Annotated in this window: 19 protein-coding genes; 17 read left to right on the forward strand and 2 right to left on the reverse strand. The window is 35.6% G+C overall.

From position 1 onward, the window contains the following. Positions 1–49: 49 nt before the first annotated feature. Both G6053_RS00905 and G6053_RS00910 read right to left on the reverse strand, forming a co-directional pair. Positions 50–514 (reverse strand): S24 family peptidase, encoded by a 465-nt coding sequence (locus G6053_RS00905; RefSeq protein WP_165305248.1) that lies wholly within the window; start codon positions 512–514, stop codon positions 50–52. A gap of 3 nt (positions 515–517) precedes the next feature. Then, positions 518–1432 (reverse strand): DUF5106 domain-containing protein, encoded by a 915-nt coding sequence (locus G6053_RS00910; RefSeq protein ID WP_165305249.1) that lies wholly within the window; start codon positions 1430–1432, stop codon positions 518–520. 170 nt (positions 1433–1602) lie between these two features. On the opposite strand from G6053_RS00910, the gene G6053_RS00915 reads away from it, so the two are divergent. The 17 genes from G6053_RS00915 to G6053_RS00995 all read left to right on the forward strand — a co-directional run bounded on the left by G6053_RS00915 (position 1603) and on the right by G6053_RS00995 (position 17063). After that, a complete protein-coding gene (locus G6053_RS00915; RefSeq protein WP_165305250.1) occupies positions 1603–2124 on the forward strand; it encodes a 3'-5' exonuclease in 522 nt (173 codons plus the stop codon). A 107-nt stretch (positions 2125–2231) separates the two neighbouring features. Next, a complete protein-coding gene (locus G6053_RS00920) occupies positions 2232–2711 on the forward strand; it encodes an adenylyltransferase/cytidyltransferase family protein (protein WP_241254892.1) in 480 nt (159 codons plus the stop codon). 13 nt (positions 2712–2724) lie between these two features. Continuing rightward, positions 2725–3147 (forward strand): adenylyltransferase/cytidyltransferase family protein, encoded by a 423-nt coding sequence (locus G6053_RS00925; protein WP_121127107.1) that lies wholly within the window; start codon positions 2725–2727, stop codon positions 3145–3147. A gap of 4 nt (positions 3148–3151) precedes the next feature. Then, the gene (locus G6053_RS00930; protein WP_165305251.1) at positions 3152–4150 is read left to right on the forward strand and encodes a sugar phosphate nucleotidyltransferase; all 999 of its coding nucleotides are present in this window, start codon (positions 3152–3154) and stop codon (positions 4148–4150) included. A 370-nt stretch (positions 4151–4520) separates the two neighbouring features. Beyond that, positions 4521–4901 carry a hypothetical protein gene (locus G6053_RS00935; protein ID WP_165305252.1) on the forward strand — a complete coding sequence of 127 codons (381 nt, stop codon included), beginning with the start codon at positions 4521–4523 and terminating at the stop codon, positions 4899–4901. A 231-nt stretch (positions 4902–5132) separates the two neighbouring features. After that, positions 5133–5651, forward strand: coding sequence for an ArsR family transcriptional regulator (locus G6053_RS00940; protein ID WP_165305253.1), 519 nt, complete (start codon positions 5133–5135; stop codon positions 5649–5651). Positions 5652–5725: 74 nt separating this feature from the next. Then, on the forward strand, positions 5726–6736 hold the full coding sequence (gene pseB, locus G6053_RS00945) for a UDP-N-acetylglucosamine 4,6-dehydratase (inverting) (protein ID WP_165305254.1): 1011 nt from the start codon (positions 5726–5728) through the stop codon (positions 6734–6736). 2 nt (positions 6737–6738) lie between these two features. Next, complete coding sequence (gene pseC / locus G6053_RS00950) at positions 6739–7923, forward strand: UDP-4-amino-4,6-dideoxy-N-acetyl-beta-L-altrosamine transaminase (RefSeq protein ID WP_165305255.1); 1185 nt, start codon at positions 6739–6741, stop codon at positions 7921–7923. Further along, positions 7907–8752, forward strand: a complete 846-nt coding sequence (locus G6053_RS00955; RefSeq protein ID WP_165305256.1) for an aldo/keto reductase — start codon at positions 7907–7909, stop codon at positions 8750–8752. The genes pseC and G6053_RS00955 overlap by 17 nt, the downstream gene beginning before the upstream one ends. Before the next feature lie 4 nt (positions 8753–8756). Continuing rightward, complete coding sequence (locus tag G6053_RS00960) at positions 8757–9536, forward strand: SDR family oxidoreductase (RefSeq protein ID WP_206531847.1); 780 nt, start codon at positions 8757–8759, stop codon at positions 9534–9536. Next, positions 9514–10353, forward strand: coding sequence for a hypothetical protein (locus G6053_RS00965; protein ID WP_165305257.1), 840 nt, complete (start codon positions 9514–9516; stop codon positions 10351–10353). Before G6053_RS00960 ends, G6053_RS00965 begins: the two co-directional genes overlap by 23 nt. Next, positions 10340–11353 (forward strand): GNAT family N-acetyltransferase, encoded by a 1014-nt coding sequence (locus tag G6053_RS00970; RefSeq protein WP_165305258.1) that lies wholly within the window; start codon positions 10340–10342, stop codon positions 11351–11353. Before G6053_RS00965 ends, G6053_RS00970 begins: the two co-directional genes overlap by 14 nt. After that, the gene (gene pseI, locus G6053_RS00975) at positions 11350–12387 is read left to right on the forward strand and encodes a pseudaminic acid synthase (protein WP_165305259.1); all 1038 of its coding nucleotides are present in this window, start codon (positions 11350–11352) and stop codon (positions 12385–12387) included. Before G6053_RS00970 ends, pseI begins: the two co-directional genes overlap by 4 nt. Continuing rightward, positions 12387–13853 carry an oligosaccharide flippase family protein gene (locus G6053_RS00980; RefSeq protein WP_165305260.1) on the forward strand — a complete coding sequence of 489 codons (1467 nt, stop codon included), beginning with the start codon at positions 12387–12389 and terminating at the stop codon, positions 13851–13853. The genes pseI and G6053_RS00980 overlap by 1 nt, the downstream gene beginning before the upstream one ends. Positions 13854–13860: 7 nt before the next feature. Further along, the gene (locus tag G6053_RS00985) at positions 13861–14835 is read left to right on the forward strand and encodes a glycosyltransferase family 52 (RefSeq protein ID WP_165305261.1); all 975 of its coding nucleotides are present in this window, start codon (positions 13861–13863) and stop codon (positions 14833–14835) included. Positions 14836–15012: 177 nt separating this feature from the next. After that, positions 15013–15975 (forward strand): hypothetical protein, encoded by a 963-nt coding sequence (locus G6053_RS00990; protein WP_165305262.1) that lies wholly within the window; start codon positions 15013–15015, stop codon positions 15973–15975. Positions 15976–15986: 11 nt separating this feature from the next. Continuing rightward, entirely contained in the window at positions 15987–17063 is a 1077-nt protein-coding gene (locus G6053_RS00995) for a glycosyltransferase family 4 protein (protein ID WP_165305263.1), read from the forward strand. The last annotated feature ends 4 nt before the right edge of the window (positions 17064–17067 follow it).

The raw sequence follows: 17067 nt of genomic DNA on the forward strand, positions 1-17067 counted from the left end.
TAAAACCAAAGTTAATAATTATTTTCCATCAGTATCACCTGTTTTATCGCTAAACGATGCGTTTCAATTTTGCGATAATCCTGCGTAGCAGGCGGATACGGTACCAGGCCAGACCACGCAATCTTGCCCAGCGGTAATTTAAATTAATTTCCTCGGCTGATTGCTGTGGATAATGGACCGAAGCGACAGCAATAATATCTGTCGGGTCTATATACTCTTTTAATACGAGATTACCGTCCCCGGCCAGGATGATCTGCCCATTTATTCTTCCGACATATCGGTGAAAAACATACTTCCCTTGATGTTTGGCCAATAGATTACTTCCTGGCAGCAATGCCCCGCCGCTGTAAGCCAGCAACAAAACGCTGTCACCGTCCCGAATAAAGGGGCGCATGCTGCCGCCTTTGATACGGATACGCACCTCCTTACCTTCATCCAGCATACGTTGTACTTCAGTAAAATAGAGGTCATTGGAAATGATACGTGTCTTCTTGTCTTCCGAATATCCGGTCATATCCTATGGCTTGGGTTGAACGAAATACTGAATTACGGGTTGCAAGTAAGTGTCTTTCAAAAGGACTCTCTTGTTTTCATCCAGAAGATAAATGGTTGGCGAAGCTTTGAGGTCATATAGATTGAACGATAAGATCTTGCTTTCGCTGTCGAAACCGTTGATCCATTTTTCGGAAATTTCGGGCATATAATCCTTCCATTTGTTGCGGTCGCCCCAAGGGTCAATAGCCAGCACCTGCACCTGTTGCTGTTCAAACAGCTGGACCAGTTGTGGCGTATCGCGGAGTTGATGGATCGTTTCTTTGCAATGCGAGCATTCTGGATCATAAAAGAGCAAGAAGGTATATTTCCCTTTTGTCTGCGATAACTTCTGTTTTTTTCCATTCGCTAGCTCATAACTGAAGTCTTCTGCCAGCTGTCCAGCCTTATTGCGCAATAGCAATTTGTAGATCGGCCTATAAGCCTCTTTTTCCAGGTCTGACAGCAGATCCGTTTTGATCAGGTAACGCAATACCGACTCATAGACAATGTCATTCCGCATGGGCGAATTGCCGTCATAAAGATAGCGTTCGTATAGTTTAATGAAATGGTCAAAGTTCGGCCTATTGGATTTGGCCTTATCCAACATCCCGTCCACCGCCTTATCCCTTAGGGCGGAATCGGGGGTTGTCGATAGCAGCCCGATGAAATCAGCAAGTTTTTGTTCACCGATGTCCGGATTCTTCACCTGCGCAGTATCGTTCATGTCAAATTTGTCCCAGAAATGGAGCAGACTGCTGTCGGTAGTACTAGTCATACTTGCCTTTTGCGGCGTTGTTTCGTTACTTTCCTTTTTTGAATTATTATTTCCGTTGCAGGCCCACAGCAGGCCTACGATCAGGCCCATCGGTAACCAAAACCCAAGAGTTGAACTTTTCATTCGTTGCGTTTAATTATTATGCTTTCCAAACATAGTTAAAACCTATTTCATTTTCAAGCGTATGCTAAACTATGTGCGAATTATAATCAGTTCGGTTCAATCCTCCCTGCATAATAACTGATATCTAAATACTATTTGTTAACTTTACCGCAAGTTTTAGAGGAGCAAACATGCAATCAGGATTAAGTTTTACAGCAATAGATTTCGAGACAGCTACGGCCAACCAAAATTCCGCCTGTGCCATTGGGCTGGTGGTGGTGGAGCGGGGTATTATCGTTGATGAATTTTATTCGCTGATCCGGCCTCCTCAGAATCAATATATGTGGCAGACAACACGTGTCCACGGTATCAGACCAAAGGATACGGCTGAAGCGCCGACATTTAAAGAATTATTTCCTCGTATTCTTCCATTGATCAATAACCGGATTATGGTTGCGCACAACGAGCTATTTGATAGGGGAGTTTTGCGCAAGACCATGAACTATTATAATCTAGCTTATGATAGTTTGGGTCTCATGGATAAATGGGAGTGTACCTTCAAGATCTATCAGGAGAAGGGTTTTAAGCCAGCACGGCTTAATGCCTGTTGTGAAGTTTTAGGAATTGAGCTTAACCACCATGAGGCACTTTCCGATGCGCGTGCCTGTGCCAATCTATACCTTAGACATGCCGATGTCCCCTCTTTGGCATGATTTTTCGTTAAATCTTCGTATAAAGAAGGTAGCATCATGTTTTAATTTTTATCTTTGGTATAGGTGTACTGCCGTTTTATTATAAATTTTTAATATTCAATTAGACTATGATTACTATTCCAGCCAAGGGCATGCGTATCGGGATTACTTTCAGTGCGTTTGACCTCTTGCACGCGGGGCATATCAAAATGCTTGAAGATGCCAAACGCCAATGCGACTTTTTGATCTGTGGCCTACAGACCGACCCAACATTGGACCGGCCGGAGAAAAACAAGCCGGCACAGACCGTGGTCGAGCGTTACATCCAGCTTAAAGGCTGTAAATATGTGGATCAGATTGTGCCATACGCTACAGAGCAAGATCTGGAGGATGTACTCCGTTCTTTTAATATTGATGTACGTATCGTTGGGGACGAATACCGGGAGAAAAACTTTACCGGGAGGGCATATTGTGAGGAAAAGGGGATTGAGTTATATTTTAATAGCCGGGATCACCGTTTTTCGAGCTCGGGTCTACGCAAGATTGTGGCCAATGCCAATTTGGAAGAGGAATCCATTTTAAAATCAGACCTTTCATCAACAATTTAAAGAAGATAACGAAATGAAGATAGGAATAACTTTCGGTGTATTTGATTTGTTGCACGCCGGCCATATTATGATGTTAGAAGAAGCAAAACGCCATTGTGATTATTTAATCGTTGGCCTGAATACCGATCCTTCGGAGGTGTCTCCGGAAAAAGCGAAGCCTACGCAGACCATCGTAGAACGTTATATCCAATTGGAGGGCTGTCGTTATGTGGATGAGATTATACCCTATGAGACAGAGCAGGATCTTATTGATATGATCAAGGCTTTGCCAATCCATATGCGTATTATTGGCGAGGAGTATCGAGATAAAGATTTTTCTGGCCGTCTGTATTGTGTGGAAGAAAATATCGAGATCTATTATAACAAACGTACACATCGTTTTTCGAGTACGGGACTGCGTAAGGTCGTAGCCGATAAGGAAGCTGAGAAAAAATAATATTATGAGTACAGTTATCCATGTGGTATTAACAGGTGGGGTAGGGAGTCGTTTATGGCCACTTTCACGCAAGAGTTATCCCAAACAATATCTCTCTTTATTCAAAGAGGGTTCCTTGTTTGAAATGACCATTAAGCGCAATCAGTCCTTGTGCGGTCAGGTCATTGTCGTAGGCAATCGTGATAATCATGGTCTGAGCCGGGAGGTGATGGAAAACAATAAGATAGACTATATTGATATTGTTGAAGCTACACCACGTAATACCGCTGCGGCAATTGCCTTTGCAGCCTTTGCAGCTCAGCCGGATGATATTTTGATTGTAACGCCCTCTGATCATGTTATTGTTGGGGAGAAGGAATATGCAGAAGCGATAAAAGCTGGTATTGAAAAAGCGAATAAAGGCTATATCGTTACTTTCGGTATCCATCCGACTCGACCGGAAACGGGTTATGGCTATATTGAATACAAAGATGATAAGGTGTTATCTTTTCGGGAGAAGCCCAATCAGGATACCGCAGAGGATTTTATAGAGCGAGGCAACTTTCTCTGGAATTCAGGGATGTTCTGTTTCCGTGCAGACACTTTTCTAAGTGAATTACAGAATTTCGAACCCAGGGTCTATGCAACGGCATTTAATGCCTGGCAGCATCGCCAGGATGGGGAGCTTGATCTAGCCTTGTCCAAAGAGATCCCATCGATTTCGATTGACTATGCCGTTATGGAGCGATCGAAGAAAATTCGCGTAGTCGCTACGAGTTTTCAATGGTCTGATCTGGGCTCCTTTGAATCCATGTACGATTATCTAAAGCAGACTGGCCATCCAGTTGACGAGAATGGAAATATGGTGATCGGTACGGATGTTTATACTGCTTTTGTCGGCTTACGGGATAGCATTCTGGTGCATACGAAGGATGCCATACTGGTTCTGCAAAAAGAAAAATCTCAGGATGTCAAAAAAATATACAATACATTAGAACGTCATCAGTCCAAGCTGATTGACTAGATTTAAAGAGAAATAAAGACGCCTGATCATTTTTTTGGTCAGGCTGTTTTATTTTCAGGTTGTCCTTGTTATTAAATCTTGTTTTCATAAAACAGCGTTGTTAACACAAAGTTAACGTCTGTATACTGTTGTTTTGAAGGATATTCTCAAATGTCCCCTATTTGTCTCTGGTTGATTTAATGTTGAATTAATAGTAATATCAGATATTTGGTTTTGTTTATTAGCACCTTTGTGTGCAACATCTTAGTCATTTAATTTTAACCAACATATTGATATGGTGATCATAGTTATACTTATTTTTTTATTTTTAGGCGGGTATCTTTTTTGGAGGAAAAGACAGCTGGAACAACGATTTAACCGATGCGTCGGAATGACTGTGAGTTATATGTTTCAGGAGCGTCCCGGGCAATACAGTGGAGATAGAAATGCCAGAAGCGGGGTGTTTGTTTTCAAGGCTGAGCGGAACGATGAGAAACTAAAAAATATTGTTATTCGAAAGGTGAAGCCCTTACATTCGGCTTTGGATGTCAATCTGGAGCAGATTTTAGTGATCCCATTTGAACACAAGGAGATGTCTAATTCGGATGTTTCGGTACGATTTAAAGTGATCAAACGGGGTGCACGGATTGAAGACTTAAAAGGTAAGCGTGTGAGTATTTCTGGCGTATTAAATTATGAACAACGCAGGGCTGAGCCTTTTACTGCCACGTTGCCAATAATGGATTTGTATCAACAAGTTCGGACGGATTAAGGGTGAGCTCTTCGTTTTTATATAATTATAAGTGGGCACTTTGTTACAAAATGTCCACATTTTTGTCTTTAAAAGTAGATGTTCCACGTGAATTTTCATGTTTTAGTCTTGCTAACTAGGTGTTTAGGATAACTTATGTTTATTTGTCTAGGTGAAGGTAATATTAACAATTTCTTTATTTGCGGAAATAAATTGTATTGAGTACTTTTGTTACTCAATTTAGGCTAAACCATGCTGGATTCGTTGATTACTTCCAAAACCCGACTCAAATTGCTGATCAAATTTTTTGTTTCGGCAAGTAATCGTGGTTATTTACGTGGATTAGCTGATGAATTTAAAGAATCCACGAATTCTATTCGCAAAGAGCTCAATCAATTGACTGAAGCCGGTTATCTTATACGTGAAGAAAGTGATAATAAAATATTCTATCGGGTGAATGTTCACCACTCATTATTTTCCTCTCTCAGCGGATTAATTCATAAATTCTTGGGAATCGAGGTTTTTGTTGATAAAGTTCTAGAAAGAGCAGGTGATGTTGAGGAAGTAGCATTGTTAGGAGATTATGCACAGGGGATAGATTCTGGCCATATTGAGGTATTGATAAAAGGGAATAATCTTGATAAAGGTTATTTAGAGCAAGCCTCTATTAAAGCTGGCACTATAGTTGATAAAAAGGTCACCGTATATACAAATTGTTCAAATACTGTTCATGGGAAAATTGTGCTTTATCAAAAAAAAGAAGTACTATGAATTTATATAAATGAAATGTTGATTTTTTTGATCGAATGAATTTAGAATAAACAAAAGATTATAAAATAAAAAATATGTTGCAAAATAAATCTATTTTAATAACCGGAGGTACTGGTTCTTTGGGTAAAGCGTTAACCAAGCATATACTTGAAAACTACAAAGATGTCAAAAGATTGGTGATCTTTTCAAGAGATGAGCAGAAACAATTTCAAATGGCTCAAGACTATCCTGCTGACAGGTTTCCCCAAATCCGTTTTTTTATCGGTGATGTTCGAGATAGAGAGCGTCTTATCAGAGCAATGAAAGGTATTGATTATGTCATCCATGCTGCTGCAATGAAACATGTGCCGATTGCCGAGTATAATCCTGATGAGTGCGTTAAGACTAATATACACGGTGCACAAAATGTAATTGATGCTTGTTTCGCTACTGAAGTAGAGAGAGTTGTCGCACTATCTACAGACAAAGCCTGTGCGCCGATTAACCTATATGGTGCAACTAAATTAGCTTCAGACAAACTGTTCGTTGCAGCAAATAACATTCGTGGAAATAATCCTATTCGCTTTTCAGTTGTGAGGTATGGAAACGTTATGGGGTCAAATGGTTCAGTTATTCCTTTTTTTATTAAAAAGAAAAAGGAAGGCAAATTGCCTATTACAGACTCCAATATGACTCGATTCAATATTAGTTTACAGGGCGGGGTAGATATGGTTATGCATGCGTTATTTAACGCTTGGGGAGGAGAGATTTTTATTCCCAAAATACCTTCTTATAAAATTACAGATGTTGCTACTGCAATAGGTCCAGAATGTGAACATCTTGTTATAGGAATCAGACCAGGTGAAAAAGTACATGAAGAGATGATTACTCCTTCCGATTCATTTTATACTTATGATTTAGGAAAGTATTATACAATTTTACCTTCAACACCAAAATGGGATCTAAATACGTTCCTATCAGAGTTTAATGGTTCGAAAGTGGCGGAAGGATTTGCTTATAATTCGGGAGACAATACAGATTGGGAAACTGTGGAGAGTCTTAGGACATTAATTAAGGAACATGTTGATTCAACCTTTGAAGTATAACGATGGAAAACAAGATTATTCCTTACGGAAAACAAAATATAACAGAAGAGGATATTGAGGTTGTGATTGAGACATTGAAATCCGATTACTTAACACAGGGGCCCAAAATTAAAGAGTTTGAAGATAATTTTGCTAAATATGTGAACGCAAAATATGCAGTGGCGCTTGCAAATGGCACTGCAGCGCTCCATCTATGTGCGCTAGCTTTGGACGTACAACCTGGTGATAAAGTTATTACTACTCCCATTACTTTTGCTGCTTCGGCAAACTGTATTAGGTATTGTGGAGGAGAGGTTGTATTTGGTGATATTGATCCTGATACCTATCTCTTGGATATCAATTCGGTGCGTTCTCTGCTTGAGGCTGCTCCAAAAGGGACTTATAAAGGTATAATTCCTGTTGATTTTGCTGGGAGAGCTGTTAATTTAGAGGAATTCAAAGCGTTGGCAAAAGAATATGATCTTTGGATTATAGAGGATGCTTGTCACGCACCTGGAGGATATTTCATCGATAGCAAGGGTGAGCAGCAATATTGTGGCAATGGACAATTTGCGGAACTAGCCATTTTTTCTTTCCATCCTGTCAAACATATAGCTTCTGGAGAAGGCGGTATGATTACAACAAATAATGAAGAGTTATATAAAAGGCTTCTGAAATTACGAACACATGGAATAGTGAAACAAGATGATTTGTACACAAATTCTATAGAATTTGCTGGAGGTATAGAATCATATCCATTATGGTATATGGAAATGCAAGCATTAGGATATAATTATAGAATTACTGATTTTCAGGCAGCTTTAGGTAATAATCAATTAAAGAGAGCGGATAGCGGTCTTGAAACCAGAAGATCTATTGCAAGTCGTTATAAGCAAGCATTTTCTGGTAAGAGTTATGTCAAGGGTCAATCAGGAGTGGTAGATGGACATGCTTATCACCTATATATTTTAGAAGTAGATGATCGTTTAGGCCTTTATAATTATTTGAGAACAAAAAATATTTTCGCTCAAATACATTATATTCCCTGTCATTTAATGCCATACTATCGCGAATTTGGTTGGAAGGAAGGAGATAGAGTAGCTTCTGAAACGTATTATAAGCACTGCATTAGCTTACCGATGTATCCGACATTACCAAAGGAAGAATTGGATTATGTAATCGAAGCTATTGATGAATATTACAAATAAAATAGGCTTAGGGACAGTCCAATTTGGAATGAGTTATGGAATTTCCAATAATGAGGGAAAAACATCCGAATTAGCTGTTCATAACATTTTATCTTATGCTATCGAGAATCAAATTGATTTGATTGATACAGCGGCTGCATATGGTGATTCTGAAGAGGTGTTAGGGAAAAATGATTTGTCTCAATTTAGGATTGTCTCAAAGTTTTTATTGCTGGATAATAATGAGAAGATTGAGGCTCAGCTTGATGCTAGCCTTGAAAAACTTCAAGTCCAATCTATTTATGGTTATATGGCTCACAGGCCTATTTCCATAGCGAAGGATCCATCTATATGGAAAGATTTGAATAGCTTGAAAGAAAAAGGAAAGGTCAAAAAAATAGGATTCTCGTTTAATGACTTAGAGGAGGTTAGTCTTGTTTTAGGAGCTGGATTTATACCCGACATCATTCAAGTGCCTTTCAATTATTTAGATAATAGGTTTTTGCCGGCTATGAAGGACTTAAAACAATTAGGTTGTGAAATACATACGAGATCAACATTTCTTCAAGGGCTGTTTTTCTGTTGTGTGGAAGAGTTGGACGAATATTTTTCTGAGGCTAAACCTATTTTGACGAGGTTGGCTAAATATGGGGATAAACTCCCAGGTTTACTTCTGAAGTATGTATTGACTAACGATCTTGTTGATAAAGTAATTATCGGAGTTAATAACCAAAAACAGTTACAACAAAATATAGAATCAGTAAGACTTTCAATAAAAGAAGAATTAGATATTTTTAATGAAAGAGTTTCAGATAATATATTAACACCGTCAAAATGGCCAATAAATTAGCAATATGAAACTGGATATACTTGATATAACTGATAAAATAGTTCTATTTTCCGGAGGTTACGGATATTTAGGAAGTGCCAGTGTACAGTATTTAGCTCTTAGAGGAGCTAGAGTATTTGTCTTATCACGTAGCAAAGAGAAATTTGATAAAGAGTTTTCGGGTCTAAATAACATTACTTATGTTTTCTGTGATGTTAGTGACACAGATAGTATACGTAATGCGTATGATGTCGTGCAGAACACTCATGGACGCATTGATGCGATAATTAATAATGCATTTTATAGCCGCGGCCAGTCCCCAGAAGCTATGACGGATGAAGATTTTTCTTATGGTATTGATGGAGTTTTAGGGTCCGTATTTCGTGGTATTCGAGAAATTATTCCGATATTTAAAGCTCAAAAATGGGGAAAGGTCATCAATATCTCATCAATGTATGGAGTTGTTGCACCAGATTTTTCAGTATATGTTGAATCTCCAGCATCTTTAAATCCTCCACATTATGGTGCCGCTAAAGCTGGTGTTATTCAGTTGACTAAATACTATGCTTCTTATTTGGGTAAATTTAATATCCAAGTGAATGCTGTTACACCTGGGCCATTTCCTTCCGATGAAGTAAAGGATAGAGATCCTTCTTTTGTTAAACGTTTGTCTGATAACACATTGCTAGGCCGGGTTGGGGTTCCGAAAGACCTTATTGGTGTTATAGTATTATTGCTATCAGATGGTTCAAATTTTATAACAGGTCAAAATTTTATCGTAGATGGAGGCTGGACAACTAAGTAATTTGGGTATAATTATCCAGGCGCGTATGAAGTCTGAACGATTACCCGGTAAAGTATTAAAAACCTTGCCTTTTGGTAGTGCTGAAACTATTCTTGGACGTATTATAAATACAGCTAAGTTGATTACAAGTAATGTAATTGTAGCTACGTCTAACGATGAAAGTAACATTGAAATCGAGATATTTTGTCAAAAGGCAGATGTAGATTGTTTTAGAGGTGAAGAAGAAGATGTTTTAAGTAGATTTGTTGAAATCCAGTTAAGGAATGGATTCGACAATATTATTCGCTTAACGGCTGATAATCCATTTGTAGACTCTATAGCAATAGCAGAGGTTTTACAATTTCACGTCTTAAATCAATTTGATTATACATCTTCGGTGAATCTTCCCTTAGGTATGAATCTAGAGATCTTTAAAGGAGAAGCACTATTGAAGTCATTAATCTTTTTAGAAAACGAGCAAGATCGAGAGCACGTTACTTCAGTTTTGCGAAGACGATCAGAGTTTAAAAGAGGAATATATTCTTATCCTGAAAAATATTCAGGAATTCGAGTTACTGTCGATACTGTACAGGACTTTTTAGTAGCAAATATCCTAGCCCAAATAGAAAGTAAATATAAGATAAAAGGGTTTAAGCTTATTGAATACGTATTAGAGCAACATTCTTGGGTATTTAATGGTAATAAAAATGTTATTCAAAAGAACTCAAAAATTGATAGGCTAGATGAACTCAAGGAATCGTCGCGTATTTTATCTTCTCTAGATTATTTTCGTGCATCAGATATATTAAAAAAAGAAATTGAAAATGACCTTTCCTGATAGATATTCGAGTCTCAAAGAAAACGTTTATATCGAAGGAGATTTTCGTTTAATTCCTATTCGATTCGAAGATAGGACCATTATAATGAAATGGCGTAATGAGCAAGTTTACCATCTAAGACAAGTAGGTTTCTTAACAGAATCTGACCAAGAAAGATATTTTGTAGATGTTGTACGGCCGCTCTTTTACCATGACAAACCTAGTCAGTATTTATTCTCTTACTTGAAAGGGGATATTTGTATCGGTTATGGTGGATTAGTACATATAAATAGAACTGATAACCATAGTGAAATTTCATTTATTATGAATACTGAATTGGAAAACAGTGAGTTCGAGTACCACTGGTGTACTTTCTTGAGACTTATACAACGCGTGGCTTTTGATGAAATAGGTCTCCATAAGATATTTACATATGCATATAACCTTAGACCTAGACTTTATCGCGCCTTATTAGAGACGAAATTTGTTCATGAAGCGACTCTAAAACAACATTGTAAGTTGGATAATAACTACATTGACGTACTTATCCATTCTAAAATGAATACATTAAGTTTGCGTCTGGCAAATCGAGAAGATGTAGAAATCTCTTTTACATGGGCTTCCGATCCTTCTATAAGAAAGTATTCTTTTAATAAGAATTTAATAACAAAGCAAGAACATACAAAATGGTTTTTGAATAAACTTAAAGATCAAAACTGCATCTATTTAATTCTAGAAGATGCAATTAATAATAAATTGGGATCTATTAGAATTGATCGGGATAATGATTCTTGGATTATCAGCTATTTGATCGATCGTAAATATCATGGAAGAGGGCTAGGTACGCAGATCTTACGATTATTAGAAGATTATATAATCGTGAATCAACTTAATAGAATTCTATTAGTAGGATATGTTCTAAAAGAAAACTCCGCGTCTATTAGAATTTTTGAAAAATTAGACTATAAAAAAATAGTTGAAGAAAACGAAAGTGTAAAATTTATAAAAGAAATAAAATGAGAATAGGCAATTACGTTATAGATAAGGATAGTCCAGTGTTTATTATCGCTGAGCTTTCTGCCAATCACAATGGTAGTTTGGATACGGCACTTGAGACGGTTAGGGCTGCAAAGCGTGCTGGTGCAGATTGTATAAAGTTACAAACATATACAGCAGATACTATTACAATTGATAGTCGTAATGATGATTTTTTGATTAAAGGGACAATTTGGGAGGGAAAGAATTTACATGATCTTTACAAGGAAGCATACACTCCTTGGGAATGGCATTCGGAGATAATAAAGGTAGCTAGAGAAGAAGGGTTACTGTGTTTCTCGTCACCTTTTGACCCTACCAGTGTTGAGTTTTTGGAGTCTTTAGATGTGCCGGCTTATAAAATTGCATCATTTGAAATTACAGATATTCCTTTAATTGAATTGGTTGCCTCAAAAGGTAAACCTGTAATTATTTCTACAGGTATTGCTACAGAGGAAGATATTGCACTCGCTTTAGATGCATGTAGACGTCAGGGAAACGATCAAATTGTTTTATTAAAATGCACATCTTCTTATCCTGCACCGATTGAGGAAGCAAATATGGCGATGGTTAAGGATTTCGTAAGCAAGTTTGATGTAATTTCTGGCTTATCCGATCACACAATGGGGGCAACTGTTCCTGTCGTTGCAACTTGTTTTGGTGCCAAGATCATTGAAAAACATTTTATTTTAGATCGGTCAATTGGGGGGCCTGATGCTTCCTTTTCCATGAACGAAATTGAGTTTTCAGAGATGGTGAGAGCTGTGAGAGAGGCAGAGAAGGCTATTGGAGTTGTGGATTATAATTTAACCGAAAAACAGGCCAAAGGCAAAGACTTTTCGAGATCTCTATATATTGTAGAGGATATAAAGGCTGGTGATGTATTAACAGAAAACAATGTAAGATCCATCAGACCAGGTTTTGGTATGCATCCAAAACATTATCATGATATATTGGGACGTAAGATTACAGGAGATTTACCAAAAGGTAGTCGCCTTAGCTTTAACGATATTGAATAATGATTGGGAATAGATTAGGATCTGTTATTATTAAAGTTGCAAAGAATAAAAATATACGTTATTTATTTAGTAGATATTGTACATACTTCATTCAATTTGTTTCTTCAATTTTAATTGCTGTCAAATTAGGGCCGTATCATTTTGGAATTTGGGGCTTCGCATTGCTTTTGATCAATTATTTTGCGATTTTTGATTTTGGTGTCGCAAATTCGATGAATGTGCTTGTTATACAAAATAGGTCCTCTGAAAAAGAAGTGGCTAAATTTATTTCAAATAGTATCTTTTTAGTTTCTTTAGTAAATTTATTTATATTATCCTTATGGATTCTCAATAAATATTTCGCATTTGAAATAATTGATAAATATGACCTCAAAAATCTATTGTTTTTTATCTGTATCGTAGGTGCATTAATAAATTATAATAATTTATTAATGCACTTGTATAGAATCTCTAATAGGCTTTTCTATTTATCATTTTATCAATCAGTAGTTCCGCTATTAGTCTTTTTTAGTATTTTGTTTTTCCAAGGTGAAATCCTCCTTTGGATTCTTGTAGGTTGTTATGTAATTGGTAATTTATCTGCACTTATACTATTTATTAGGGGAGGGGAAGTTGGCGCTTTGTATAAAATTGAAAAGTCATATTTAAAAATTATATTAAATAAAGGGCTATTTTTGTTTTTATATAATGTTTGTTTTTATCTTATCTTAGTTAGCTTAAGATCTTTTATAAGCGCATTTTATTCCATTGAAGAGTTTGGAACGTTCACTTTTGCATTCTCTTTGGCAAACTCTATTCTTTTATTCCTACAGGCAGTCTCATTTTTGCTCTATCCGAAATTTGTTTCAAAATTGAACGATGATAATCATGAAGTAACAAAGAGCGCATTGAAGAATATTAGGGATGTATACGTTCCTATTTCCTATTTATTAATATTTATAGGGCTAGCTTTTTTTCCTCTATTTTTAAGATTTATACCTAAATATGAACATAGTTTTTCTATAGTGGGTCTATGCGCACTGACTGTGGTGTTATATTGTAATTCGTTTGGATATAGTACATATTTGGTCGCAAACAATAAAGAAAGGATGAATGCATTCATCTCTATTTTGTCACTTTCTGTCAATTTAGTATTAGGTATAATTCTAATCAAGATTTTTCACGTAACTTATGAGTATATAATTTTTGCCACCATGATGAGCTATCTTTTGTATTCATATTTGTCAACTTATTTTGCCAAGCGATATATGGGGGAAAGTGGATCTTTTTTATCTACTTTTAATGAGAGCTTTCATTATAGGTTGTTGTTACCATATTTAATGGCTGTTATTTTAGTAATTTTTAATTTTGAATGGGCAATGATAATTCCTTTAATTTTCTTTCTTTTTCTCAATTGGAAGGGATTTAAACTGATCTATCAAACTATCAAACGTATTGCGTTAGACGGAAATGCATTAAACTTATAATGACGATATGACTAATATTATTGTATGTGTAACTCCTCTTCAGATGTTAATCACTGAAAATATTATACGAAAAATTGGAGGAAATTTTATTGTAATCATCATTACATACGATGACAATGCTAAATATCATTTTTACTATGAACGTTTGAAGGAATCCTTGGCGCAAGTCAAATATTTTCATGTAAAGAGTAACACAAAAGTTGCTCGATTTTTTAATATTCTAAAATTCAAATCTTGGTTTGAAAGTGAGATTAAACTAAATAAATTTCAGATATGTTGTGTTTCGAGTATTGAGAACCCTTTTGTGTTAGCTATTTTAAGTAGCTGCAAATACAGAGAACTGAGAACTTTTGATGATGGTACTGCCAACATAAATTGTAATAGCGTCTATTATAGGCCCTTGAATATTAGTTTTTTAGAAAGAATGGCGCGATATTTTTCTGGTATTCGAATGAATAGAGATGATATAAGGCAACAAAGTAGTCTCCATTATACTATTTATCCAGGATATAAAAATATTATTGATCGTGTTGAGACTATTAATCTTTTGGATAGTGCTAAAGAATACAAAATAGATGATGGTTTCCTTAAAGAGAATCTTAATAATAATAATATCAGTTTGTTTCTTGGTCAGCCAATAAAGGACATAAGGAGTTATCTAGTTGGGGATTCATTTGAGCTGTTTGTAAAAAATAGAAATATACAATACTATTTTCCTCATCCGAGGGAAAGAGAAAAGTTAGTTGATATTCCTTCTATTCAGACAGATCTTATTTTTGAAGATTTTTTGGCTCAGTTATTTATTATAAAACCTTCAGTAGACTTAGTTATTTATACATTTTTCAGTGGAGCAGCGCTCAACGTGATGAATTATCACAATGTTAAAATTATAAGCTTAATTAATGACGGCTTGGAAGAGGGGTTTAAAGATAGCTACGATTTGTTATTTGAAAGTAAGCGTATAAAAAAGGAATATTTCTAAATATAATCGAATATTATGATTTTTAGAACCCAATATATACTTCATTTTTTTTGTTTTATCTTAATTCACTCGTCTTTTATCGCATTAGGAGATATTAGTAGAATGGTGATTCTAAGCAGTTATAGCTTATTGATATTATTAATGCTTCAGAATAACAAGAAAGCTAATCTATCTTTTATGGAAATCACATCCATTATAGTAATTACTTCTATTGTATCTTTTAGCTTTGTCCTTTTTGGACATTTTAATAGCCAAATAATTTATCCATTTTTGCTGATATTATACACATCACTAATAAGGCTACAAAAAAGTGATATAAACTGGATGATAAGAGTGACCCCTTTGTTGTATTTAATAATAAATATGATAATGATTTATTCTCCTCTGAATTTTTTGACTCAGTATAGTATCAGAAACCTGGAAGGTAGAGGACTAATAGGTTTGGATAGAATGATAGGTATATCAGGAAGCCCAGCCGGCCCTGACATATTATTTACTTGCGTACTTATTTATACTGTTTTTAGTATAGATAAGAAAAACTTGATAGATCGTATAAACATCTTTGTTTCCTTATTTGTCCTTCTATGGACTTCTAGTTTGTCTCCTGTATTTTCTGCAATTATAGCCATGTTGGTAGTCATTTTTCCAAAGCAAAAAAAATGGGTTTCTTTTTTATCAATGACCTTTTGGTTAGGGCTTATTTATATATATCGTAGTAGTAGTGAAAATATACAGATCTTGCTTAAGACACTAACATCACTAAGAGTAAGGATATGGGATGATATTTGGAAGGGAATGTATAGGGAATTTGATCTTTGGAATTGGCTTTTTGGAAGAGATAAGATGGTTGAGTTTGTTGGATTAAATGAGAAAATAGATGCCAATCCTCATAATGCGATGTTATATCTTTTAGAATTTTCTGGAATTATTGGCGTGATAGTTGTTATTTGGTTTGTCTTAAATAGAGTAGGACAAATTAATAATGCTAATAAAATTTCATTGTTTTTAACTATATTATTACTTTATTACTTATCAATGAGTCCTATACCATTAACTATGAATGGAGATCCTATAATCTTATATTTACTGTTTATTTTATTGGGGCGCCCTTGGTTGTTTCTTAAATCTTATAAATCCTGAATCATTATTTGATGAAAAAAAATATAGCATTTATTATTAATTCCTTAGAAAGTGCAGGGGGGACAGAACGAGTAGTTTCTAATGTTTCAAATGAAATTATTAAGGATCCAAACTTTAAGGTTACTATTATAGCTTTGAAGGGTGCTAGTGCGTTTTTCCCTCTTCATGAAAGTATTAATATTATATACTTGGAAAAGATTGTGAAACAGAGTTGGTTAGGGAGGTTTGGATGTTTGGTCAGACTAGTCAACCAAAGCAATTTCGACAGCATTATTGGTATTTCCATTACAAAGCTTAATATTTGGCTGGGCTTTGTTTCGATTTTTTTTAAAAAGAATGTAAAACTGATAGCGAGCGAACATATTAATTTTTCTAAAACTTCCTTTTTTTTAAAGTGTGTTAAGAAGTTGATTTATGGACGTTTTGATTATATCGCGGTTCTTACTTTGTTTGATAAAGAAATTATGGACAATCTAAGATATAGAAATGTCATTCAAATACCCAACGCTTCCTCTTTTTCACCAAAGGACTCAGATTTAAATCACGTTTTAGCAAGGCCGAGAAGAATTATATCTGTAGGCAGGCTTGAGGAACAAAAGGGATTTGATTTGTTAATAGAAAGCTGGAAAAAAATACAATCGTCGCATACAGATTGGGAACTTGTGATTGTTGGTGAAGGTAGTCTGAAGTCTAAGCTAGAAGATGCTATTAATCACGCAAAGAAACAGTTGGGTCTTTTTAATTGTGTCATATTACCTTTTACTAAGGATATAGGGGCACTTTTGAATACTGCCCAAGTTTATGCATTATCTTCAAGATTTGAAGGATACCCGATGGTTTTAGTTGAAGCTCTTACATACGGATGTCCTATCATAAGTTTTGATTGTGAAACAGGGCCCAGGGAAATTTTCGCTGATAAAAATGAAGGCTTTCTCGTTCCACCGAATAATATTGAAATCTTTGCACGTTCAATCCATCTTATGCTAAAAGATGACAATCTGAGAAATCAGACCTTCCATAATATAATGGAGGGGCGAAAGAGGTTTTTTATTGAAAATGTTATTGAGAAGTGGAAAAATATATTATAACTAT

This window comes from Sphingobacterium sp. DR205 (assembly GCF_011064245.1).
GTDB classification, from domain to species: Bacteria; Bacteroidota; Bacteroidia; order Sphingobacteriales; family Sphingobacteriaceae; genus Sphingobacterium; species Sphingobacterium athyrii.